Origin of the sequence: Paenibacillus sp. FSL E2-0178 (assembly GCF_038593005.1) — a bacterium.
Taxonomy (GTDB): domain Bacteria; phylum Bacillota; class Bacilli; order Paenibacillales; family Paenibacillaceae; genus Paenibacillus_AQ; species Paenibacillus_AQ phytohabitans.
This window is the reverse complement of the sequence record NZ_CP151953.1, coordinates 530,456-554,071: the sequence shown is the minus strand read 5'-3', so window position 1 is coordinate 554,071 and position 23,616 is coordinate 530,456. Positions and strand designations below refer to the sequence as shown.

The following is a 23,616-nucleotide window of genomic DNA, read 5'->3' as shown; positions in this document are numbered from 1 at the left end:
ACTCTTTTGGACAGGTTGTATAGAGGTCAGAATTGTAATCTGAATATCCGGTACATTTGGTGGCACACTGATTATAGGTATAATAACCGCAGTCTCTCTTTTAACCCTTTCCAGATTTCCTCCGGCGCTTCCTTAAGTCTGATATCTCCGCCCAGGAAAAGCAGCCAGTTTATGATTTCCGCCAGTTCTTCGGGCATATCCGTATGGATATACGTCTTGAGAATGGCTGTGCTCTGGTAAGGATTCGTATAGGAGAGCGATACCTTCAATGGATGATATTTTTTGAATTGGGCAATCGCCTTGGGGCCGAGTTCAAGGACGAGGTTGACTTCTTCTTCCTGATTGCTCAGTTTTTCCAGGATCTTTTTCCTGCTTAATCTTTTTTTATCTGGATTTAGGACAACATCGGTGACTTGGTCCACAGGAATAATCCGCTTCCTTTCATCGTTTAAGTCGAAGGCCTCAATCAGCCAAAAGCTTTTCTCACGATAGAGGCGTAAGAGATAAACGGGATAAACCTGGAGGAGCTTCGCTTCTTCGCTGGTAATCAGCAAATAGCGGTCCACCAGGAGGATCTGGATCAGCTTCTCAAGCATGGGGTGGGGGAGATCAGACAGATCAAGAAGGTCAGGATTGTTCGGGTTGGTCCCTTCAAACAGCAGAATTTGATTCAGAAGAAACAGGTCCTCCTGCTGGTTCTCCGAGAGGAGGCCCAATAATTTCTCCGTTAAAGACTGACGGCTCTTGAGATAAGGGAGCTGCCCGTTTCTTGTAGCCATGAAGGCAATGAACAGGGCTTTGAGCTCATTATCTGTAAACCGGACCACGGGAAGGACAGAATTGCGCATCACAGAATACCCCCCATCCCGTCCAACTTCGGCAACAAGCGGCATCCCCAGAGCCTCGATTTCCCGGATGTCCCGAATCGCAGTCGAACGGGAGATGTTAAATTCCTGCATGATTTCAGTAATAGTAAAGTGGGCCCGGTTGTTAATATACCGCATGATGACATTAACCCGTTCAACTTTTTTCATCGCGTCTCCTAAACAGTTTCATTTTATGACATGATTTAAGGCTATCATATACATATCAAGACAAGAAGACAAATTCCAAATACAAAGGATGGTTGCGACATGGCAAATTACACATTAGAGGAAAAAGACAGCTTCATCGTTATAGGTTTAGGTACGGAGCTTAAGAGCGATTACACGGACTATGCCGGTATTAACAAAGAAAAGTCAGACTTCTGGCAGGCCGTCAGTGAAGATGGAAGGCTCGATAAGTTGAAGGCGATGGCCGTGAACGACTATATTTTTGCCGTGAGTGAAGCGGTGAACAACAAAATGATGTATTATGCGGGTGTCATGACCGAAGCAGCTGCGCCGGAAGAGGCCAGAGTTATCCAGTTTCCTAAGGGGAAATACCTGGTGGTTAGAGGGGAAGCGGCAACGGCTGATGAACTGAATAATAAGCTGGCCGGAGTTGCTTTTGGTCAAGCTCTGCCGGAAGCGAAGGATGTCGCCTATGTGGGCGGACCCAATACATCCGTTGAGATGGGGCAGCAGGACGGACAGGTTGTAGGTGAAATGTGGATTCCTGTTGTAAGTAAATAACGGGTTTGCCGAGGAGGAAGTGCAATGTCTTATATCGTTGATTTCAAAGAGGTGTCTACGGCCGGCTTGGAGTCGTCACCTGTAGTGGATGCACTTGCAGGATTGCGTGCGAATGAAGCGCGTTACTTCATGAATAAATATAAGCATGAGTTCACGGTTGTTCCGGCCAGCGAAAGCCAGGAGACCCTGGATTATGTGAATGGAATTCTGAAAAAAGAACGTGATCTTGAATTCTCGGCCAAGCCCCTGGAGACCTCGCGGTTTCAGGTAGAGAATATCCGGTTTGCTTACGTCTTTTATGAGGATGGTCTGGCGCTTAACGTGATGTATACCGTGGATGATCCCAAGAAGCGGGCTGTCGGATTCAAGCTCTCTGAGGGCATGGAGATTCCCAAGGAGCTGGAGACAAAGTTCAAATTCGCCAGACAGAAGTCTAAGCTGGCCGGAACGATCCGGGGCTCGTTCTTCGTAATCAAAGGCGAATACTGAACCAGGTGGTGAGCTGTGACTGAACCTTTAGAGATAGATTACCGCCTAATCGGGTTAATAATAGGTACGTATTTGGATATCCTATTCCCATAACCCGGAAGAAACGAGGCGATAAGCATGTCAACATTGGATAAAAGTCATCAGGAAGCTGTCGAGACGGTCAGAGACCTTATCAAAGGGATTGATACAGCGATGTTCACGACGATCTCACCCGAAGGCCTGGTATCCCGTCCCATGAAGACACAGGAGGTCGAGTTTGACGGAGACCTGTGGTTCCTGACCAAGAAGGACACCAGCAAGTTCGATGAGATCCTTCATGATCCGAGGGTTAATGTAGTGTACGCTGACAAATCCTATGTCTCCATCCGCGGAACCGCCAGGATTGTCGAGGATCTGGAGAAGAAAAAAGAATTCTGGAGTGCAGGCTATAACACGTTCCTGAAGACCACCTATGATGACCCGAACGTGATCCTGATTCAGGTGCATGCCGAAGCTGCTGAATACTGGAAGAGCGGTAATCTGGCCGAGATGGCGACTTATATGTTCAAACGAATCACCAATCAGGATACGGAGAAGTCGGATCTGAACAAGACGGTTGATTTAGAATAGCTGGTTTGATAAAAGATGCCCCGCGCCGCTGGAGAATTCCGGCTGGTGTGGGGTGTTTTTTTGCTGATCTATAGACGTGAGGGCGTGGGGGAATAGACGTTGCCGTGCAATTGCTGGCGGAAACAGCGAAATCCGTTAATTTCCCACCTTTGATTTCATACCGGTGAATGGGGAGTCTTAGGTAAGGAAGGAAGGATGGAGTAAGGAAGTAAAGAAGTATTGTAAGCATAAATGTTGTACGTTTTACAACTTTGATTCCTGGATTGCCGGGTGCTCGGAAGAATTGTTGTATGAAATACAACAATATTCCACCAAAGTCGCTTGAAAAAGGAATAATGTTGCATTTTATACAACAAACTTGTTTTTGAGCCAATTTATCCAGGGAAATGTTGTATTTTGTGCAGGATTTGATAGCACTCGCTCCCTCCTAAAGTAAATCAAGATAATCTATCTACCGTGTATGCGACAACCTTCACCATTCAGCGCTTATTTATCTCGATATTGCCCCACAACGTTGGCTCAATATAAACAGCGGCAGCCCAGGACACGATTTTCGCGTCCGAGGCTGCCGCTGATTTTACACCTGGGCCAGTCTGATTAGGAAACTTGCGGATTGAACATGGGGAATCCGCCCGTGATCAACGGCATGACCCGCTCCGCAAGTTCAGAGGGAGACTCCGCTCTTCCTTCCACATTCCAGCGGTAGGTTACGCCGTATAAGGACCAGCTTAGCAGGGTGGCCGCAGTGGCAAGCGGCTTCGAATCTGCAGCTGAGTCTGATTCGCTAATAAGCTGCAGGATAAGCTTTTCAAGATGCAGCTTGATATTCTCCTCAAGCAGGAGCGCTACGGAATCATATCTTTTGAAGCAGCGGTGGCTGGTTTCATGATAATTACATAAGGCCACGATAAGCTCCTGAAGCGTCTTTTCGGTCAACGGTCCAGTTGCATCGACTTTATGGAGGACCATATTCGTAAAGGCGTCTAACAAAAAGGCTTCGAACAGCGCATATTTATCCTGGAAATGTGCATAAAAGGTGGTCCGGTTAATAGTGGCTGCTTTGGTAATATCGCCGACGGTTATCGAATTGAAGTCCATGATATTCAATTGCCGGATGAAGGCATCCAGAATTAATTGGCGGGTCCGAATCACCCGCGGGTCGTTCGGATTGGGGGGGAGTATGCCAGCCATCCAAGGAACACCCCTTTCAGTAGAGAGTAGAATCCCTTTATTATAATCAGCTTATTGGTAGACGACAAATAGGATCTGCCAATACGACAGTTTTTCCGGCTTCTAGCTTAAGCAACAACTTGGGCAGATTGTTGGTTGAAGGGGGAACTGGAGCTTGTTACTATTGCATTCATACCCCGCTTTGAGAATAATCATACAATCTACAGGAGGCGTTAATCATGGCTAAACAGCAGGAGCAAATTCATTCACTGGAGACCCTATTTGAACCTTATACGGTTCAACAATTAAATATACCCAACCGGATCGTGATGTCACCGATGGCGCGTGCTTTTGCACCCAAGGGTATTCCAGGTGAGGATATGGCAGCGTATTACCGCCGCCGCGCTGAGAATGGGGTGGGGCTGATCATCACCGTTGGTATGATTGACCATCCGGCGGCGAGCAGTGATCCGGGACTTCCTAATCTGTTTGGCGAAGCCGCTCTGAGCGGCTGGCGTGAAGTCGTCAGACAGGTTCATGAGGCTGGCGGGATTATCTTTCCCCAATTGTCACATATGGGAATGATTCGTCCCGCAGGTTCCGGGCCAATCCCGGATGCTCCGTCGATCGGGCCATCAGGCATCGATATGCAAGGGAACAAGATTAGCGAGCCGATGACAGAAGAAGAAATTGCCGGCGTCATTCAAGCCTATGCCGATGCGGCAGTGAATACACAGCAGGCTGGCTTCGACGGGATAGAGCTTTCCGGCGGCCACGGCTTGTTGATTGACCAATTCTTCTGGGAACAAACCAATCAGCGGACGGACCGCTATGGCGGCGATTTCCTGAAGCGCACCACATTCGCAGCCGAAGTTGTCGCGGCCGTCCGCGCTGCAGTCGGACCGGATTATCCGATTTCCATCCGGTTGTCCCAGTGGAAAATGACGGATTACACGGCGAAGCTGGTAGATACACCGGAGCAGCTGAAGCAATTCCTGGATGTGCTGGTACAGGCCGGCGTGGATATTTTCCATATCTCGACCCGCCGGTTCTGGGACCCTGAATTCGCGGGCTCTGAGCTGGGTCTCGCCGGATGGGTGAAGAAGCTCACCGGGAAGACAACGATTGCCGTTGGTTCCGTTGGCATAGACAATGATCCTGCTGAAGGCGGGGAAGCGGAGCATCAAGGGATGGATGAACTGCTGAAGCGGCTGGATAATCAGGAGTTCGATCTGGTAGCCGTCGGAAGAGCGCTGCTGGGTGATCCGGCATGGGCAAAGAAAATCCGCGAGGGCAGGGTGGAGGAGATTCAAGCCTTTACTCCTGAGGCGGCTGCCCAACTGTATTGAAGCATAGAGAGTGTCTATAAACGCACAAATAAGGCTGCCTATAGGCAGCCTTAACTTTATTTTATTTAGACCATTATCTACAGGTGAATAATTTCCAATATCCGCTCCCTATTACCCTTTCTCCGCCATATAGGTCTTCTGCGTCCGGAGGACCGGGAAGAGCCAATACATCCAGACTACGGTGATGACGAGGGTGCCAAGCCCGCCTATGACAGTCGCCGGTACAGCACCGACCAGACCGGCCATCGTCCCGGACTCGAATTCACCCAGCTGATTCGAGGTGCCGATGAACAGGGAGTTGACGGCGTTGACCCGGCCCTGCATCTCTTGCGGTGTGTTGACCTGAACCAGCGTCGAACGGATTACGACGCTTACGACGTCGGAAGCGCCGATGAGGAAAAGAGCGAAGAGCGAGAGCCAGAAGCTGTGAGACACCCCGAACAGAATGGTCGCCAAGGCAAACACAACGAGGGAGGCGAACAGTGTCTTGCCGATTGCTTTCTCCACCGAATATCGGGTTAGAATCAGCGACACAAGGATCGCCCCGACCGCCGGCGCAGAGCGCAGCAGCCCCAGACCGAGTGAGCCGGTCTTCAGGATATCCTCGGCGAAGATCGGCAGCAAGGCAGTCGCACCGCCAAGCAGCACAGCGAACAGGTCTAGCGAGATAGTGCCGAGTATGATTTTGCGGGCAAAGACAAACTTCAGGCCGCTAAGGAACGTGTCCATATTGACGGCGTCCAGCTTCTTCACGAAGTGAACGGTCTTGACGAAGAAGATGAGCACGGTCGAGATCAGCAGCGCTGCAAGTGAGGCAATGTAGGCAGCGGCAGTACCCCAAACGACAAGCACTCCTCCAAGTGACGGGCCGACGATCATCGCGGTCTGCATTGCGGAGGCAGACCAGGCTGCGGCCTTCGGCAGCTGTTCCCGGTCCACGATGTCCGGCACAAGCGCGGCAGAGGCTGGGCCTTCGAAGGTACGGCAGGCGCCGAGAATGGCGGCGGCGACCAGCAGATGAAGCGAGCCCAGCCAGCCTTGCAGACTGCCGAGGACGAGCAGCAGGACAACTACGCTCTCCATTAGCTGGCAGAGATAGACGATAGTCCGGCGGTCGTACCGGTCAGCGGTCTGTCCGGCCGGCAGTGTCAGCAGGAGCATCGGCAGGAATTGCGCCAGGCCGACAAGGCCCAGCTGGAAGGCGCTATCAGTCAGCGCGTACATCTGCCAGCCAATGGCGACAGACAGCATCTGAAAAGCGCTGGTCGAGAATATCCGTGCGATCCACAGGCGCAGGAACGAGCGGTTATGTAGTACGGACGAGCCTTTTGGATTCAAAACATGTCATCCTTTCTAATTCACAGGTATACATTAAATTCATTACATGCCGGAGTTCTTCGCATGCATCTCGGGATGCTCCCGCCGGATCAGTGCATAATCCTTCCCGTACCGGTCCTCCAGCTCCCTGGCAAAATCTTTCTCGATCCGCATCATCACAACATCGTGGAAGTACGAGGTCTGCAGTACGTTCAGCACCGCCGGGTGGTTGCTCTCCAGCGCCGATACCGGCGCGTGCCGGCTGAAGCTGCCGATGACCGCCGTTTCCTTATCCAGCAGCATGGAGAAATTGCGTGACCGATGCGGTCCCCCCGGCGGCACACTATGTACGATGACATGTTCAAGCTCCGTCGGCATTTCACCGATGATCATCAGATGAACGGCGGTACCCCGGTGCTCGGCTGAGAGCAGCGATTCCTCGACCCAATGCAGATCCTCTGCCCAAAGATCGACCAGAATCTCCTCCCTGGCATTGGCGGCGAGGCGGCGGATCGCCAGATCCACCTGCTGATCTCCTTTCCAGTTACTGAAGAAGGGCGGAGTATCCGGCAGGGTAGTCAGCTCACTCTCCAGTAGGCGTGCAGTTCGTTCGAACTCCGATTGCAGCAGCTTAACAACCTGTCCGATTGGAATCGCCGCGAAGGTAATCGGATCACCTTCCTCAGCACGACAGACACCTTTCTCTACAAGGCCGCGCAGCGCAGCATAGACATTGGAGCGCGATACTGACACCTGCTTAGAGACTTCGTAGCCTGAAGAAGGGGGCTGACCGTGCAGCGCCAGATAACAGCGGGCTTCGAGATCGGACAATCCGAGTTTCCGTAAAGCATCAATCATAGGGGGCCTCCTTTGTATTCGATGATCTTCCAGGAACATTAGAAGTATTCCAAAATACTACTCCTGACTTGAGTAGCTGTCAAGACTGCCGCACCATAATTTTGCCAGCCCCATTCATCCTCAAGCTCCCTTTTGGATGATCAGACTCTCTGGTGTGCCGCAGGTTGACAATGCAGGGAGTAAGCAGGTATATTGTTTAAATAGTAATAATTACGATTAAATAAATGTCACTATAAAGTATTAACTGCACCGGATAAGTACACTCATGCTACATTTAAGGAGCTTCCAGACAACAATGAATAAAAACAGCAGCAATCAGCGTCTTCCCAGAGCGAAAGGTATAGATATGGGGACGTATTACACACCAAAAGAATGTGCCAGAAAAGTAAAGCATCTCGTACTGCCCCAGATGAACCGGAAGATTGTTGAGGAGTTCATTACTATACTCGGGATGCGGGCAACATTCGAAGAACACAACGTACCCATTCCCAATAAAGTGGTCATGTATGGTCCGCCCGGCACAGGGAAGACTTTGACCGCATTCTATATGGCTCAGATGCTGGAGCTTCCGCTTATTCTGGTTCGGCTGGATGCGGTTATTCATAGTCATTTGGGGGAGACCGGAAGCAATATCCGCAAAATATTCGAATATGCCAAAGCAACACCTTGCGTCCTCTTCCTCGATGAATTTGATGCGATTGCAAGAACACGGGAGAGCAATGACGAGGTCAAAGAGATGGCACGCGCGGTAAATACCCTGCTGCAATGTCTGGATGACTTCGGCGACAGCAGTATTTTTGTAGCGGCAACGAATCTGGAGAATGAACTGGACCGGGCGATCTGGAGAAGATTTGATACGAAGATGACTTATTCGCTGCCGGATGAATTCAGCAGGCGTCAATATATCGAGCTATTGATCAATGGATTCGAAGGAGAAGCGGGGTTGACGGAAGAGGTGTGCGGGCGCCTTGACGGATGCAGCTTCGCAGATATTGAACAGATTGTGCTGAAAGCCAAACGGAAGGCAATTATAGAGCATAGTCCACTAACACAAGAGCACATTTTGCTGTCCTATGAGGAATATAGTCCGTCCTTATAAAAATAAAGAGTGTAATTTGAACGTCCCGGATGATGCTTGTGCAGATCATCGGGACGTTTTGATTTGTGAGCGAGAACAGCCTGTTTCTTGATGTTTTTTATTAGTGAAGCATAGCTACGGCAAAAACAACTGGGAATTGCCCGGGGGGAAAAGGGGAGGACAATGAGTCCGCAGAGGAAACTGCGCAAAGAGAGGTGTTTGAAGATTCATACGGTGGGGCCTAGACAATGGTTTGAATAATACAGAATACTACAGTGCATGAGAAAAGGAGTACATTGCAACGGCAATCTGCTCCTTTTCTCATGCTCACAAGTAAGCGTTAGTGGAATCCACTTTAGCAAATCGCTTGCTAAGCGTTTGAAGTGACCCAACTATGGGATATGCCTGGGAGTATGCGGTATGCTTAATTGCACTCTGTACAACTAAATCATCCGATTTACAACCGATTCTCCGTTTAGTTGTATTTCGTACAATTAAACTGCCATTGTACCTCGGTTCTCAGCCATTGGGGCAGATTTAGTTGTACAGAATACAGTTATAAGAGGAAAGCCTCCCTTTTCGTTGTTTTTAATTGCACAAAATACAACTATCACTGAATTCCTGCCTGATACTGAATACATCAATTGCTGCATTGTTGAATAACTCACTTCTATGCGCTGATGTTGTACTAATCTCCCAAGAAAACCATGCTTTTCGCAGGATCGTACATTTCCTTTAGCTGCTTCACATCGGATCTCGGGGGAGAGCCAAACATCCGCGAGTATTCACGGCTGAACTGGGAGGCACTCTCATAACCGACACGGAATGCAACTTCCGCAGCTTCTGGATGGGGAATTGCTGTTTCAAGTACACCATCCGCTGGTGAGAAGTGTTTAATAAGCTTTGCCAATTCTTTTTGTTGTTTGAAGATAGCCTCCAGCATGACGATTCCTCCAGATTTCTATCAGATATCCAGTTTACGGCTGGCAAGCCACTTGACCATTTCAGGATCACGGTGGGAGAAGAACAGGCTCTCTTTCGTATCCAGCGCAGTAATGGAGTTCATATCCCCGCTGCTCAATTCAAAGTCAAAAATATTGAAGTTCTCGGCCATTCTTTCCTTGCGGACTGACTTGGGAATCACGACAACATCTCTTTGAGTCAGCCAGCGCAGAACGACCTGCGCAACGGATTTATGATGCTTGTCAGCGATTGAACATAACAGTTCATTGTGGAACAAGTTATTCTTTCCTTCAGCAAAAGGCGCCCAGGACTCGATCTGAACCTTGTTCTCCTTCATGAAGGCCGCACTTTCGATCTGCTGATTGAATGGATGTGTCTCCACCTGATTCACGGCAGGGACGATTTCATTATGAAGAGTCAGATCGATCAGACGGTCCATATGGAAATTACTGACGCCGATCGCCCGGATTTTCCCTTCACGGTTCAGCTCCTCCATCGCCCGCCAGGAACCATACACATCACCAAACGGCTGATGGATTAGATATAAATCGAGATAATTGAGCTGCAGCCGCTTCAAAGAGTTCTCCACCGCTTGCTTGGTCTTCGCATAACCAGTGTCCTGCATCCAAAGCTTCGTAGTAATAAATAACTCGTCTCTGGCTACGCCGCTGCGTCTAATGGCTTTGCCTACCGCTTCTTCATTCAGATAGGAGGCAGCTGTATCTATCAGCCGGTAACCTGTTGAGATCGCGTCAAGCACGCTTTGTTCACACTGGCTTTGATCGGCAATTTGATAGACTCCGAACCCTAGCACCGGCATTTCCACACCATTGTTAAGAATGACTTGCCGCATATAATTACCTCCATAGGTTGTGAAATATTGTCTCTCTATCGGGACATGCTATCCGTTACCTACTTATTATGCTGCAGATTACAAGAGAACCGTTAGACCAATCCTGCCATATGATTGCCTAATCCTCTTATTGAATACGTTTTGCTGGTGATAGGATTAGGCAATCATTTAGCATTTATGATCTAACGCCTGCGCTTTTATTTAGAGGATAATAGAAATTGGGGGAAATTGGGGAGGGAGGCGCCTCGAAAGGTTGAACGTACTTACTACTCACAGATTCTATCCAGCAAGGCTCCCAGCTGATCTGCCAATACCAGATAAGTTACAGGTCTGTCGTTCATGAACCACCACTCGACAACGCCAACATACGAAGCGGCCACAAAATTCACGACCAGATCCTGATTTAATCCTTCATTCTTTCCTTTGGTGTTGTCCACCTCATCCTGGAACTCATCCACCAGAAACTCCATGAACCGGCTGCGGAAGAACGGAGCCCCTTTACTGGCCAGCATCGTGGAGAAAAAAGCATAATGGGACTCGAAATATTCCGTCCACAATACGGACCCGGTTGCAAAATCCAAGTCTGCAGCGGCTGCACATCTTACCCGTAACTCGTCAATATGAGTCTCAATCAGTTTATCAAGCAGGTCGTATTTATCCATATAGTGCAGGTATATCGTTCCGCGGCTGACGTTAGCCCGATCCGAAAGATCCTGAATGGTAATATCGTCGAAACTCTTTTCCTTCATCAGGTCAATGATTGCAGCCTTTAAGGCTTCCTGGGTTTTAAGGATTCTCCTGTCGATCTTAGTCATATCATTCACCGGGCTTTCTAATATTTATACTTGGTTATAATTATAAACAATTGTATATTATTTTATCAAACGAATTCTTACGATACTGAACAAATTCCCGCATTCGTTTCAGTATTGTACAAAAACGGCGAAATCAGCAATTGGAAAGTTACTGAATGTTGTTATACTAATAGACGTGAGTACATTAACGTGAGCTGTCACAACCATATTACAAGAAAGAAGGAATCTACGATGGAAAATGAACACCTTAGCAGTAGCACCATTTTCCCGCTAGGCAACAAGGTTGAAGCTAATTTCACAGGCGATGCTTACCTGCAGATGATATTTACAGATCCGGCACCGCTGAATACGGCAATCGGTAATGTGACCTTTGCTCCAGGCGCCCGCAATAACTGGCACGCACATCAGGCGGGACAAGTTCTGCTAGTCACCGGCGGCAAAGGGTGGTATCAGGAAGAAGGCCAACCGGCCCGGCTGCTCCAGACAGGTGATGTAGTTAACATCCCGGCTAGCGTTAGACATTGGCATGGTGCAACCAAGGACAGCTGGTTTGTACATCTGGCTATGACCCCGGGACCAACAGACTGGTTCGAAGCTGTTCATGACGAATGGTATGCTGAATTGTAATAGATAATTATAGGAAACGGAGGGTTTGGCTATGGAATATATTAAGTTCGGAAATACAGGGATGGATGTGTCGCGGATTTGTCTGGGTTGTATGAGCTTTGGTGAGGTGCTGCCGGGAGGCCATCAGTGGGTTCTGGATGAAGAGCACAGCCGGCCGATTATCAAAAGAGCCCTGGAGCTCGGGATCAACTTTTTTGATACAGCGAACGTTTACGCGAATGGAACAAGTGAAGAGATTACCGGACGCGCGCTGAAGGATTATGCGAACCGGGATGAACTGGTTCTCGCTACGAAGGTCTGGGGACGTATGCATGAAGGTCCGAATGGTGCAGGGTTGTCCCGGAAATCCATCATGAGTGAAATCGATAAAAGCTTGAAGCGGCTGGGCACGGATTATGTAGATCTCTACATTATTCACCGCTGGGATTACAACACGCCGATTGAAGAAACGATGGAAGCTATGCATGATGTAGTGAAGGCCGGAAAAGCCCGGTATATCGGCGCATCGGCAATGTTCGCCTGGCAGTTCCAAAAGGCCCAGCATGTTGCCGAGAAGAATGGCTGGACAAGGTTCGTCTCGATGCAGAATCACCTGAATCTCATCTACCGTGAAGAGGAAAGGGAGATGATGCCGCTCTGCAAGGATCAGAAAATTGCGGTCACCCCTTACAGCCCCCTGGCTTCAGGCAGACTGATCCGCGACTGGTCGGAAAGCACTCACCGGTCCGAGACTGACCATGTCCAGAAATGGAAATACGATTCTACCGCTGAGGCAGACCGTCTGATCGTCCAGCGTGTGGCGTCTCTGGCCGAAGAGCGCGGTGTACCGCGCATCCATATCGCACTAGCCTGGCTGCTGCAGAAAGAATCTGTAGCTGCCCCAATTATAGGCGCAACGAAGCTGTCGCAGCTCGAAGATGCTGCCGGTGCACTGCAGGTGAAATTAACAGCTGAAGAGATTAATTTCCTTGAAGAGCTGTATGTTCCGCACAACGTAATTGGAGCCCAGTAAATACAATAGACGGTTAATTTAAGTGAAAAGGTGGAACTTAGAAATGAAAGCAAATATTATGTACGCTGCCGGTGATGTACGCGTAGAAGAGCTGCCCCTCCCGGAATTGAAACTACCGACGGATGCGATTATTAAGGTAGTAGCCGCCTGTATTTGCGGAAGCGACCTGCATCCTTATCACAGCATGCATGCCCATGAGCATGGCGAAGGTGATGCCATGGGGCATGAAGTGATTGGACGTATTCAGGAAATGGGTTCGGAGGTTTCCGGATTCAAACAAGGCGATTTGGTTATTGTGCCATTTGCCGTCGGAGATAACACCTGTCCCTTCTGTCAGGAAGGACTGATGACCTCCTGTGTGCATGGAAGCTTCATGACCGGCTGCCAGGCAGAATATGTCCGGGTACCGCAAGCACAGGGAAGCATGTTCAAGCTGCCGGATGAAATTAAGGACGACTCTCCTTTATTGCCGTCTCTGCTGACCTTGTCTGACGTATACGGTACCGGCTATCATGCGGCGGTGATGGGACGCGTGAATGAGAATACAACAGTAACTGTAATCGGTGATGGCGCTGTGGGACTGCTGGCCGTTCTGTCGGCGAAGAAGCTGGGAGCCAAGCAGATCATTCTGATGGGCCGTCACAAAGTGCGGACGGATCTCGGGATTGCCTTCGGTGCTACAGATGTTGTCCCTGAACGCGGAGAAGAAGGCGTTGCAAGAGTACGGGCGCTGACGAACGGGGAAGGGACACATGTTGTTCTGGAATGCGTCGGGCTGATGCCTGCTTACGAGATGAGTATCGGAGCGGTCCGGGCCGGAGGCGTGATCAGCCGTGTTGGCGTTCCGCAGTATGAGGAGGCTCCTGTCGGTTTTGCCAGCTTGTTCGGACGCAATATTACGCTTACCGGCGGGCCGGCACCCACTCGTGCATACATGGAAGAATTGTTGCCGGATATACTTGACGGTACCCTTGAACCTGGACGTGTCTTCGACGTAACCGTTGATTTGGACGGGGTTCCGGAAGGTTACCGCGCGATGGATAACAGGGAAGCCCTTAAAGTACTGATCAGACCTTAAGGTGAGCAGAGAATATTTAATGACATAGTGTAGTTGAACTTAAGCTGCCCTGATTCTGAACATTTAGGATCAGGGCCGCTTTTTTGTGTTGAATGATGTTCTTTGTCAGCAGTTTATCATCGGCGAAATCTTCTTTTTGCTAGGTTGGTCCGGTAATGATTAGTAAGCGGCAGTTACAGGTAATAAGTCTAGAGGCAGTTGATTCCAGCCGGATCTGTGAAGTATGCTAACTACTATACCAAACCGACAGGATGAGGACTTATGAAAAAAGCAATAATAACCACACTTTTGATCTCAAGTATGCTGTTAAGCGGCTGCGGCAATAATGAGGCCGGCAACGGCAATGCGGCGGCCCCAGAACAGACTGGGGCTGAAAGTTCTGCAACACCGGAGGCTACATCAGCTGCGACGGCGGTTGCTACTGTGCAGCCCACTCCCGAAGCTACAACGACGGCAGCTCCCTCGCCGGAGACTACTGCTGAAGCTACTCCGGAGCCGGAGGAGTCCACGCGTCAGGCCTATTTTGACAAACTGGATAAGATTGAAGAGGGGTTGTCAGACCTGAAGGCTATATCGGATAAAGGCACAACGCTTGCAATGTCAACAGCGGCCGTTCAGGAGAACGAACGGTGGGACAAAGCGCTGAATGAGATCTACCAGGTGCTCAAACAGCAGCTCCCCGAAGCAGAAATGGCTAAGCTGAAAGAGGAACAGCGGAACTGGATTACACTCCGCGATGAGACGGCGGCCAAGGAGGCAGCCAAATACGAAGGAGGGACAGCGGAGGGACTGGAATATGCCATCACGCTGGCCAGTGTTACCCGTGACCGCTGTTATAAGCTGGTTGAGTTGTATATGGATTGATGAAGGAGCTGTCAGAGGGGTACAAGGATAGGTAATAACATTACAGAAATCTCGGCAGGCAGTTGCCTATCGGGATTTCTTTTTTTGTGCCTGTAAGGATGCTTTATATCATGAAATATATAAATCCTTATATTTTAAAATAGTCGATTCTGGGTTGAAAGTGCGTTTTTTTGAGCAGAATTGAATCCCATTATTTGATACACTTGTGCATATTTGGTGGGACCTAATGAAAGGGGATGATAACCTCTGGCTGAGCAGGTATAGCATATTAAAGTTAAGAGGACTGCAGCAGGTGTGTTAAATGACAACTATGATGTGAACGTACAAGTTTCCCCCGATTTCTAAATGAGTTTAGAATAATAGGAGGAGTTAAGTACATGGGCAAAAAAGTAATTTTCGTCAAAAAATCAGTGTTCGCATTCTTATTATCATTACTACTGGTTCTCCCGCTTGCCATTCCGGCATCTCCGGTACATGCAGAATCAACGGGCAGCCTTCCCGCACGTCAGGCAGAATATCTGAACCGGGGGTTAGTAGCGGTCCTGGTTGATAACGGTGTCTACTTGAGCTGGAGGTACTTGAATACGGATTCAGATGAAATCGCTTTCAATATATATAAAAACGGATATAAAGTAAACTCAGCTCCGATCAGCGGCTCCACCAATTACGTGGACGCGACAGGCGCAGACAGCTCGCAGTATCAGATTTCTACCGTCATTGGCGGTAAGGAAGAAATGCAGGCGGAGACGGTATCGGTGCTGCACAACAACTATATGCCCATTCCGCTGGATAAACCGGCTGACGGCCGTACCAAAGACGGCGGCACGTATTCCTACTACGCCGGAGATGCTTCTGTAGGAGATTTGGATGGCGACGGCGATTATGAAATCGTTTTCTTGTGGAGCCCGAGCAATTCCAAGGACAATTCACAGGCCGGGTATACCGGCAACGTATATATCGATGCGATTGAAATGGACGGTACGAAGCTATGGAGAATCGACCTGGGTGTTAACATTCGCGCAGGAGCCCATTACACACAACTGATGGTATATGATCTGGACGGCAACGGCAAAGCTGAAGTCGTCGTCAAAACAGCGGACGGCACGAAGGACGGCCAAGGCACAGTTATCGGTGACGGCACGAAGGATTACCGCAATGAGAGCGGATATATCCTCTCCGGAGCAGAATATCTGACGCTATTTGACGGTCAGACCGGCGCAGCCGTATCCACCGTGAATTACGACCCTCCAAGAGGGGATGTAAGTGCGTGGGGGGACGGATACGGCAACCGCGTAGACCGCTTCCTGGCGGGGATTGCCTATCTGGATGGCGTGAAGCCAAGCGTAGTCATGGCCCGCGGCTACTATACAAGAACGACTCTCACAGCTTACGACTATGTTGGCGGCGAGCTGGTGAAGCGCTGGAACTTCGACACGAATGAAGCAGGAGCGCAATATGAAGGACAAGGAAATCACAATTTAAGCGTGCTTGATGTTGACAGTGACGGTAAAGACGAAATCATGTACGGATCCCTGGCGATTGACGATGATGGAACCCTGATCTATAGCACCGGACTTGGCCACGGCGATGCGATGCATGCCGGCAAGCTCGATCCGGACCGGGAAGGTTATCAGATCGTAAGCGTACATGAACATACGAATGCCGAATACGGGCTGGAAATGCGCGATGCTGCAACGGGTGAGATTATCTGGGGCCAGTATACCGGCAAGGATACCGGACGCGGAATGTCTGCGGATATCGATCCGAATTATCCGGGATATGAATCTTGGGCATCTACGATTGTCGATGGTCAAATGGACCCTTTATCCCGCGGATACGCGGCTGACGGAGAAGTCATTTATGAACAGAATGAAGTGCCGCGAAGCGCCAACTTTGCGATCTGGTGGGACGGGGATCTTCAGCGGGAGCTGTTCGACCACGAATGGAATAACACTACAGCCAAAGGCATTCCGCTCGTTTACAAGTGGGATTATGAGAATAAGCAGCTGAAGGAGATTTTCCGGGCAACCGGTACCTTGACCAATAATCATACCAAAGGCAACCCTGCCCTTCAGGCGGATATCCTGGGCGATTGGCGTGAAGAGCTGCTGCTGCGCAGCGAAGACAGCTCGGAGTATAGACTCTATACGACAACGATTCCTACAAGCTACAAGATTCCCGCGCTGATGCAGGATCCGGTATACCGTTTGGGTATAGCCTGGCAGAATGTCGCCTACAACCAGCCGCCGCACACCGGATTCTATCTCGGGACGGAAGCAACGGAATTCCCTAAGGCGAACGTAATTCTTACAGGAGCACAAGAAACAACTGAGCAGGTCTATCACTTTGATTTTGGTACGGGCCCGGCTGCCGGAGCAACAGCAGTTCAGGATACACCTTACACAGAGGCAACCGGATACGGTTTTGAGAGTACAGGCGGAATTATAGTGGACGCAAACCAAGTTTCGCTTCCGGACAACGCGAAGTTTGCTGTTGACCTGCCGAGTGCCAATTACAAGGTAACGCTCAAGCTTGGTGCTGATGCCCGGGATTCCAATATCGGCGTCAAATCTGAATTTGTTCAAAAGCTGGCCGTCACTGGCGTGAGCGCGGGAGCACCTCTGGTCTACTCGTATGATATTGCGGTGGTAGACGGTCAGCTGGAACTCATTTTCTCCGGCACAGCCATTGACGTGCAGGAGATTATTATCGAGAAGTACCCTGAGAAGACGCCGGGAGCTGCAAAGACGATCTATATGGCCGGCGATTCCACGATGCAGTCTTATAGCACTGCGCAGGCTCCCCAGGAAGGGTGGGGCCAGCAATTCGGACGGTATTTTGCGAATGGTGTGGTAGTCCAGAACGATTCGATCGGTGGCAGAAGCAGCAAATCATTCATGGTTGACGGCCGTCTCGATACGATATTGCAGCGGATCAAACCGGGAGACTTCTTCTTCATTTCCTTCGGTCATAACGATGCCAGCATTGGAATTCCTGACCGCTATGCGTCCCCGGCGGATTATAAAACCTACCTGGCCCGTTATGTGAACGGAGCCAAGCAGCGCGGTGCAACCCCTGTCCTGCTCACGCCGGTAGGACGAAGAGACTTCAATACAGTCACTCAGGAATTTAACGTAAGCTTCCCCGAATATGTGAAGGCGGCCAAAGAAGTAGCGGCAGAGCTGAATGTACCGCTGATTGATTTGAGCCAGTTAAGCATTGCGGATTACAATCGTATCGGCCTGGCGGCTACGGAGAAAATCTTCCTGTACGCTAATCCCGGCGAATATCCGAAGTACCCGAACGGAGTTGGGGATAATACGCATTTCAGCAGCTACGGTGCGCAGGTTATTGCCGGTCTGGTAGCCGGTGCGGTGAAAGATATGGGATTAACCATATCACCGTTAGTAATCGATCCGGACATTACGGAACCGGAGCCAGAACCGGAGGTTCAGGTCTATGAGGAGAACTTTGAGGGCGATCCGGCTGCCGCTCAATATTCAATGGTGAATGCCACGGGTATAGCCGGGACAATGACAGGCACGGTAACGGAGCTAAGCGGAAACAAGGTGATGTCGGTTACCGGTTCCGGCTCCGGGAATCGCGCGAAAGTGTTCCGGTTGTTCGATGCGGTGAACGGGGACATCGTTAATGTTAATTTCAACTGGCATTCCGGCAACGTAGGTGCTACCCCGTCAGAGGGACATCTGACCCTGCAGGATTCAAACGAGAATACCATTTTCACTCTATTAACAAAGACGGGAACCGCTAGTCCCAACACGAAAATCCATTATTTTGTAGGCCCGTATACACCTGACTATGGAACCGGCACCACAGCTGTTCCAGATGGCGGAATTGCTACGGACATCCTGAAGAATCAGTGGGTCAATGCCAATGTGAAGATTAACTTTGCTGAGAAGAAGCTTGATTTAACGCTGACGAGTCTGGCAGACTCCAATATCACTCAGACGATCAAGGATATCCCGATGAGTCCCGGCGTTTATGCCAATAACGTAAGGGGATTCCGGTTCCTGGGAACGAGAAAGGGAGGCGGCGGCACGCTGAGCTGGACCACGCAGATCGATAATGTGAAGCTCGAAGGCAAGATGCTTCCACCGGTTGCAGGCGATCAGGCGGCATTGATTGCGCTGCATCAAGAAGTGAAAGCCTTGGATCTGTCAGCTTATACAGACGCATCTGTCGCAGTGTTGAATAAAGCACTGGCAGCCGTGGAGGCAGTCATGGGTACGGAGGCCACACAGGCTCAAGTCGACCATGCAGTCAATGTGCTGACGGTTGCGAGGGAATCATTGACCAGTAGCCCGGCTGGTGATATCAGCGTATACAAATTTGATTTCGGCTCCGGAAGCGCTGCGCAAGGCTACACTAGGGTAGATTCCAAAAGAGCTTATATTGAAGGGAATGGCTATGGCTTTACGGATACCGCGCTGGTACAGGATGAGAACCGCGAAACCGGAAATGCGCTGACAGAGGATTTCATCCGCATGAACGGCAGCAGCCTCCTGGTGGAGATGAAGCCGGCCAATTACCGCGTAACCATGACTATTGGCGATGCAGAGGAAGCGACTAACGCTGCTGTGGTTGTCGAACAGATGACCAAAGTTCCGGTTACAACCGTAGCCAAGGGCCAATTTACCGAAGTAACCTATGATATTGCCCTTATTGACGGTGTTTTTGACTTTACGTTCTCCGGCAATTCTCCGAAGATCAATGCGCTGAAGATCGAGCGCCTGCCGGAGACCGGCGTAGCTGACCAGCCAACCCTCTATCTGGCAAGCGATTCCACGGTCGCCAATTATGCAGAAAGCTATCGCCCGCAGGCTGGATGGGGTGAGACGCTGGGCGGTTATTTCGATCTGGAGCAGATTCGTATTGATAACCGTGCTGTCAGCGGTTTAAGCAGTAAGACCTTCCTGGTTGGCGGATATCTTAACGACATTCTGCTGGGTATTCATGAAGGTGACTATCTGTTCATGCAGTGGTCGCATAATGATTCCACACCGTCCCGGCCGGAACGTTATCTTACACCGGAGCAGTTCAAGGTGTATCTGAAAGATTACATTAACGGTACTGTGCAGAGAGGCGCAATTCCGGTGCTGGTCACGCCGGTGAACCGGCGCGATTTCACCGGAGAAGTATTGAACAAGAGCTTCCCGGAATATGTGCAGGCGATGAAAGAAACGGCACAGGAGACTGGAGCCCTGCTGATTGATCTGAATCAAGCCAGCTGGGAATATTTCCAGGAGCTTGGACCGGAAGGTACCAAATCCATATTTATGTGGGTAGGTACAACCGAGGACAACACACATCTTCAGATGAACGGTGCGGTAAAGGTATCCGGGATGGTCGCAAAGCTTGTGCAAAAGCTGGACATTCCGCTCTCTAGTCTGGTTACCCTTGAAGAAGAACCTTCGGACCAGACAGCGCCGCATACTACTGCGGCTATGGCAGGAGAGTTGCAGAATGGCTGGTATACTTCAGCGGTAGAAGTAACGTTTACCGCAACGGATGAAGATTCCGGAGTCGATTCGACTTACTATCAAGTCGACAGCGGGGAGATCCAGACCGGCACGAAGCTGACGATAAGTGATGAGGGCAAACACACCGTCACTTACTGGAGCGTTGACCTGGACGGCAATAAGGAGGCTGAACAGACACTTGCAGTACCTGTGGATCTCGCCCCTCCGGCCATCGATATTCAAGGCCAGACAGAATACACGATTGACCAGCAGGTAGAGATTATATATACAGCTTCCGATACCGTGTCCGGTGTAGCAGAACCAAGCGGCATGCTGTTGAACGCTCCTGCTTATACGCTGGAGCCTGGCTTGCATGAGGTAACAGCTAAGGTCTCTGACTTAGCGGGCCGGGAAACGAGTGTGGATTACAGTTTCGGCATTTCGGCTACCTTTGCAAGTTTGGCTGAACTGACACGTACCTTCGCAGCGGCTTCGGAAGATCCGGGCGCCGGGGCACTTGCCGAACTGCTGGGAGGCAAACTGCAGCTGGCAGAACTAGCAGCGGGTGCACATGAAGGTGCGAAGGCACGGCAGCTGCTCGCAGCCTATGGCGATGATGTCAATGCCGGCAGAAATACGGTATTTACAGCGGAACAGGCAGATGTACTGGGTAAGTGGGCCGCATGGATCAGCCAGGGCACACCACTTGCGGACAGTGCCCCCGGCACTCCTGCATTGTCCGACAACAACGGCCATGATACTGGGCTGAGAGACGGAGATTACACCATCACCATGAATCTCTGGTGGGGTAACAACGGCACAAAGTTCAAGCTGTATGAGAACGGTGAGCTGATCCAAGAAGTGTCTCTGGCAGACCAGTCCCCTTCCGCCCAGTCTGTACAGATCGATATTACCGGCAAACGGAATGGTACGTATGTCTATACAGGTGAACTGAGCAATTCATACGGTACAACGAAGAGTGCCCCGCTGAGTGTAACAGTCACGGATGCCTCTCCAGGGCAAGCTGTATTGTCTAACGACAACTGGGACGGTGACGGCAGCTATAATGTAAGTATGAATCTGTGGTGGGGTACGAATGCTACCGGATATGAGCTATATGAGAATGGAATTCTGGTAGATACCCAAACCCTGCGGGCACAGACACCAGGTGCACAATCGGCAGTCACTGCAATTTCCGGCAAAGCTCCGGGGACCTATGAATACGAGGTGGTGTTACGCAACCCGGCGGGTGAAACCAGAACGCCGAAGATGATCGTCACGGTACGGAAATAGACCGGTCAGGCTGATAGCCGTGCAGATGCTTAAGCTTCACATTCAGGAAAGTCCGCGACCCGGACTTTCCTTTTTTATTGCATAGGAAATGATGCTAGGCGTGAGTTATGGACAATCGGTTACTTTGGAATTCGGAGCAGAGCAGATCTGGCAGAAGGACGAATGTGTTCTTGTATCAGGAATCCCGCTGAATCCCCGGAAGTCGGGCCAAAGGAGGGTCGATGTATGCGAAAAATCGAACACATTGTGCTTGCGTGGAGGTAACCGGACCAAATGTATGCGAAAAATCGAACACAATGTGCTCCCGTGGAGGTAACCGGACCAGATGTATGCGAAAAATCGAACACATTGTTCTCCCGTGGAGGGGTGCAAAGGCGCTTAAGCTCCAGCTTGATTCACCCGTTAGGCTGATTTTGTCTTGTGGAATTTTCTAACCTCCTACACAGTAATCTTGCAAAAGTACAGTAACAAATCACGCTTCCGCGTGCTATTCTTGGTCCAGAAATACTTGAAAGATCCTAGGGAAGGAGGTGCATCGGATAAAATTGAATGCGTTTACATGAATGGATGGATGAATGATTGAATGAATACTACGCTTTGTAAGAAGCATTTATCTGAAGGAGGCGGAAGGGTTGAAGAAAATTAAACAATGGAAGCTCGGACTCATGATGACAGTGTTGATGCTGATGCTGCCAGCAGGAACAGGTAGCGCAGCCGCTGTGCTGGAAGAGGTTCCATTTCCGATGGATTCCAGCAATCAGGCCGGATGGTGGTCTCCCCTTGCCACGTATGGACTGGGTTATGAGTATGCGTACATGGCCTATAATGCACCGGGAGCTATTGCCGGTAAGCATACCGTTGCCATTGCCAGACGGGATAACGATGGGATTTGGAGCAAGCTGCCGCTTATGAACGGTACCGCACCTGCAGAGTATCTCGACGATCTGGGGCATAATCAGCCGTCGATGGCCAGAGACGGGAGCGGCCGGTTTCACGTATTTGCCTCCATGCACAGCAATCCGTGGCAGTACTTCCGCTCGGATACGGTAGGAGGGATTCCGCAGAATCACTCCGATGAGCTGCCTCAAGGCATGACGGTAACCTATCCGGTATTGGCGACAGCCCCGAACGGGGATTTGTATCTGATGGTGCGTGCAGACAAAGATCCGGCAGGCAAAAGAGAGGCCGTTCTGTTCCGCTGGAATAATGTCGAATCTGCGTGGAGCCAGGTCAAGGTGATTGCCGCGCACCTTAACCGGTCTGTCTACCCTGACGATCTGGTCTTTGATGCCAGCGGAGATCTTCATATCTTGTTCGAGTGGGCGTATTTCGCTGCCAGCCCGCTGCGCCACCAGCTGTCTTATCTGAAATATAGTCCTTCCACTGGAGTATTCTCCAAAGCAGACGGAACGCCTGTGTCAGCTCCGGTCTCACTGACTACCGCAGATATTGTACAGCCTATGGCTCCTGGTGAAGCCTATATACAGAGTGGCAGCGATCCCGGCGGACCGGGCGTTCAGAGCGCCAAGATGACGCTCGATACACTCGGCCGCCCGGTTATCGCTTACCGCTATCGTGAAGAAGGCGCTACGAGCTTCTCGGTTAAGCAGGCCACTTATGGCACAGGAGGCTGGGTGCTGCAGACGGTCTATAATGCAGCTCCGACTACAGCCGCGATTGATGTGACCTGGGCAGGCAATGCCGCAAGAATCTATTACGTGAAAAGCAGCGGCAGCGATCGTGCATTCATGGCCGTAAATACGGGCGCAGGCTGGACCGAAACATCGCTTGCGCCGGGTATCCCGGTCGAGCGGCTGGCGGTTGACCGCAGTCCCAAAGGTATCGATATCCTGTATCTGGTGAATGTGACGAACCTGAAGCTCTATTACGGGCGTAACGAATAGACGAATAGAGGAGGACTCAGATTCCTTTGTTTGTGTTAATCAGGCGTTATTCGCAGATCCTCAGTCCGCTTCAATATAACTTCCCATGCGTCAAAAAAAGAACCTGAGCAGCAGCTCAGGTTCTTCATATTGCATATATACATACACGATGATATAATCACTTCACAACTGTTTTGATTTGAAACAACATAGTTAATGCATCTTATATATTTAATATAACATGCCGGAAATTTCTTGTCAAATA

General features: G+C 50.2%; 18 protein-coding genes. 11 read left to right on the top strand and 7 right to left on the bottom strand.

The annotated features are described in order from the left end of the window. Nucleotides 1-71: 71 nt before the first annotated feature. Nucleotides 72-1,034 carry an HTH domain-containing protein gene (locus tag MHI42_RS02205; protein WP_171719559.1) on the bottom strand — a complete coding sequence of 321 codons (963 nt, stop codon included), beginning with the start codon at nt 1,032-1,034 and terminating at the stop codon, nt 72-74. Between the two features lie 99 nt (nt 1,035-1,133). On the opposite strand from MHI42_RS02205, the gene MHI42_RS02200 reads away from it, so the two are divergent. The 3 genes from MHI42_RS02200 to MHI42_RS02190 all read left to right on the top strand — a co-directional run bounded on the left by MHI42_RS02200 (nt 1,134) and on the right by MHI42_RS02190 (nt 2,711). Continuing rightward, nucleotides 1,134-1,613: a GyrI-like domain-containing protein gene (locus MHI42_RS02200; RefSeq protein WP_042137324.1), complete on the top strand. Its 480-nt coding sequence runs from the start codon at nt 1,134-1,136 to the stop codon at nt 1,611-1,613. Nucleotides 1,614-1,637: 24 nt separating this feature from the next. Further along, nucleotides 1,638-2,102 carry a hypothetical protein gene (locus MHI42_RS02195; RefSeq protein ID WP_042137326.1) on the top strand — a complete coding sequence of 155 codons (465 nt, stop codon included), beginning with the start codon at nt 1,638-1,640 and terminating at the stop codon, nt 2,100-2,102. Nucleotides 2,103-2,219: 117 nt separating this feature from the next. Next, the gene (locus MHI42_RS02190) at nt 2,220-2,711 is read left to right on the top strand and encodes a pyridoxamine 5'-phosphate oxidase family protein (RefSeq protein WP_342422597.1); all 492 of its coding nucleotides are present in this window, start codon (nt 2,220-2,222) and stop codon (nt 2,709-2,711) included. Between the two features lie 597 nt (nt 2,712-3,308). On the opposite strand, the gene MHI42_RS02185 is transcribed toward MHI42_RS02190, so the two are convergent. Beyond that, nucleotides 3,309-3,902: a TetR family transcriptional regulator gene (locus MHI42_RS02185; protein ID WP_336100400.1), complete on the bottom strand. Its 594-nt coding sequence runs from the start codon at nt 3,900-3,902 to the stop codon at nt 3,309-3,311. A gap of 218 nt (nt 3,903-4,120) precedes the next feature. Between MHI42_RS02185 and MHI42_RS02180 the strand changes: the two genes are divergently transcribed. Continuing rightward, nucleotides 4,121-5,230: an NADH:flavin oxidoreductase gene (locus MHI42_RS02180; RefSeq protein WP_342422596.1), complete on the top strand. Its 1,110-nt coding sequence runs from the start codon at nt 4,121-4,123 to the stop codon at nt 5,228-5,230. A 111-nt stretch (nt 5,231-5,341) separates the two neighbouring features. Here MHI42_RS02180 and MHI42_RS02175 read toward each other — a convergent pair whose 3' ends face one another. Continuing rightward, nucleotides 5,342-6,568, bottom strand: coding sequence for an MFS transporter (locus MHI42_RS02175; protein WP_342422595.1), 1,227 nt, complete (start codon nt 6,566-6,568; stop codon nt 5,342-5,344). 42 nt (nt 6,569-6,610) lie between these two features. Continuing rightward, nucleotides 6,611-7,405: a helix-turn-helix domain-containing protein gene (locus MHI42_RS02170; protein WP_342422594.1), complete on the bottom strand. Its 795-nt coding sequence runs from the start codon at nt 7,403-7,405 to the stop codon at nt 6,611-6,613. Nucleotides 7,406-7,700: 295 nt separating this feature from the next. On the opposite strand from MHI42_RS02170, the gene MHI42_RS02165 reads away from it, so the two are divergent. Then, nucleotides 7,701-8,504 carry an ATP-binding protein gene (locus MHI42_RS02165; RefSeq protein WP_342422593.1) on the top strand — a complete coding sequence of 268 codons (804 nt, stop codon included), beginning with the start codon at nt 7,701-7,703 and terminating at the stop codon, nt 8,502-8,504. 667 nt (nt 8,505-9,171) lie between these two features. Here the strand turns inward: MHI42_RS02165 and MHI42_RS02160 are convergent. The 3 genes from MHI42_RS02160 to MHI42_RS02150 all read right to left on the bottom strand — a co-directional run bounded on the left by MHI42_RS02160 (nt 9,172) and on the right by MHI42_RS02150 (nt 11,114). Beyond that, nucleotides 9,172-9,426 carry a hypothetical protein gene (locus MHI42_RS02160; protein WP_342424875.1) on the bottom strand — a complete coding sequence of 85 codons (255 nt, stop codon included), beginning with the start codon at nt 9,424-9,426 and terminating at the stop codon, nt 9,172-9,174. A 21-nt stretch (nt 9,427-9,447) separates the two neighbouring features. Then, on the bottom strand, nt 9,448-10,299 hold the full coding sequence (locus MHI42_RS02155) for an aldo/keto reductase (protein WP_342422592.1): 852 nt from the start codon (nt 10,297-10,299) through the stop codon (nt 9,448-9,450). Nucleotides 10,300-10,565: 266 nt separating this feature from the next. Continuing rightward, nucleotides 10,566-11,114: a TetR/AcrR family transcriptional regulator gene (locus MHI42_RS02150; protein WP_171719567.1), complete on the bottom strand. Its 549-nt coding sequence runs from the start codon at nt 11,112-11,114 to the stop codon at nt 10,566-10,568. A gap of 231 nt (nt 11,115-11,345) precedes the next feature. Between MHI42_RS02150 and MHI42_RS02145 the strand changes: the two genes are divergently transcribed. The 6 genes from MHI42_RS02145 (at nt 11,346) to MHI42_RS02120 (ending at nt 23,372) form a co-directional block, all read left to right on the top strand. Next, nucleotides 11,346-11,741, top strand: a complete 396-nt coding sequence (locus MHI42_RS02145) for a cupin domain-containing protein (RefSeq protein ID WP_342422591.1) — start codon at nt 11,346-11,348, stop codon at nt 11,739-11,741. A gap of 31 nt (nt 11,742-11,772) precedes the next feature. Then, a complete protein-coding gene (locus MHI42_RS02140; RefSeq protein WP_342422590.1) occupies nt 11,773-12,753 on the top strand; it encodes an aldo/keto reductase in 981 nt (326 codons plus the stop codon). Nucleotides 12,754-12,796: 43 nt separating this feature from the next. Further along, complete coding sequence (locus MHI42_RS02135) at nt 12,797-13,831, top strand: alcohol dehydrogenase catalytic domain-containing protein (protein ID WP_342422589.1); 1,035 nt, start codon at nt 12,797-12,799, stop codon at nt 13,829-13,831. 261 nt (nt 13,832-14,092) lie between these two features. Continuing rightward, nucleotides 14,093-14,695 (top strand): lysozyme inhibitor LprI family protein, encoded by a 603-nt coding sequence (locus MHI42_RS02130; RefSeq protein WP_342422588.1) that lies wholly within the window; start codon nt 14,093-14,095, stop codon nt 14,693-14,695. A gap of 377 nt (nt 14,696-15,072) precedes the next feature. After that, a complete protein-coding gene (locus MHI42_RS02125) occupies nt 15,073-21,468 on the top strand; it encodes a GDSL-type esterase/lipase family protein (RefSeq protein WP_342422587.1) in 6,396 nt (2,131 codons plus the stop codon). A 632-nt stretch (nt 21,469-22,100) separates the two neighbouring features. Beyond that, on the top strand, nt 22,101-23,372 hold the full coding sequence (locus tag MHI42_RS02120; protein WP_342422586.1) for a BNR-4 repeat-containing protein: 1,272 nt from the start codon (nt 22,101-22,103) through the stop codon (nt 23,370-23,372). Nucleotides 23,373-23,616: the final 244 nt, after the last annotated feature.

Bases quoted from the DNA above. Each gene is read 5' to 3' on its own strand.
- MHI42_RS02205 (WP_171719559.1), bottom strand. From the start codon at position 1,034: ATGAAAAAAGTTGAACGGGTTAATGTCATCATGCGGTATATTAACAAC.
- MHI42_RS02200 (WP_042137324.1), top strand. From the start codon at position 1,134: ATGGCAAATTACACATTAGAGGAAAAAGACAGCTTCATCGTTATAGGT.
- MHI42_RS02195 (WP_042137326.1), top strand. From the start codon at position 1,638: ATGTCTTATATCGTTGATTTCAAAGAGGTGTCTACGGCCGGCTTGGAG.
- MHI42_RS02190 (WP_342422597.1), top strand. From the start codon at position 2,220: ATGTCAACATTGGATAAAAGTCATCAGGAAGCTGTCGAGACGGTCAGA.
- MHI42_RS02185 (WP_336100400.1), bottom strand. From the start codon at position 3,902: ATGGCTGGCATACTCCCCCCCAATCCGAACGACCCGCGGGTGATTCGG.
- MHI42_RS02180 (WP_342422596.1), top strand. From the start codon at position 4,121: ATGGCTAAACAGCAGGAGCAAATTCATTCACTGGAGACCCTATTTGAA.
- MHI42_RS02170 (WP_342422594.1), bottom strand. From the start codon at position 7,405: ATGATTGATGCTTTACGGAAACTCGGATTGTCCGATCTCGAAGCCCGC.
- MHI42_RS02165 (WP_342422593.1), top strand. From the start codon at position 7,701: ATGAATAAAAACAGCAGCAATCAGCGTCTTCCCAGAGCGAAAGGTATA.
- MHI42_RS02160 (WP_342424875.1), bottom strand. From the start codon at position 9,426: ATGCTGGAGGCTATCTTCAAACAACAAAAAGAATTGGCAAAGCTTATT.
- MHI42_RS02155 (WP_342422592.1), bottom strand. From the start codon at position 10,299: ATGCGGCAAGTCATTCTTAACAATGGTGTGGAAATGCCGGTGCTAGGG.
- MHI42_RS02150 (WP_171719567.1), bottom strand. From the start codon at position 11,114: ATGACTAAGATCGACAGGAGAATCCTTAAAACCCAGGAAGCCTTAAAG.
- MHI42_RS02145 (WP_342422591.1), top strand. From the start codon at position 11,346: ATGGAAAATGAACACCTTAGCAGTAGCACCATTTTCCCGCTAGGCAAC.
- MHI42_RS02140 (WP_342422590.1), top strand. From the start codon at position 11,773: ATGGAATATATTAAGTTCGGAAATACAGGGATGGATGTGTCGCGGATT.
- MHI42_RS02135 (WP_342422589.1), top strand. From the start codon at position 12,797: ATGAAAGCAAATATTATGTACGCTGCCGGTGATGTACGCGTAGAAGAG.
- MHI42_RS02130 (WP_342422588.1), top strand. From the start codon at position 14,093: ATGAAAAAAGCAATAATAACCACACTTTTGATCTCAAGTATGCTGTTA.
- MHI42_RS02125 (WP_342422587.1), top strand. From the start codon at position 15,073: ATGGGCAAAAAAGTAATTTTCGTCAAAAAATCAGTGTTCGCATTCTTA.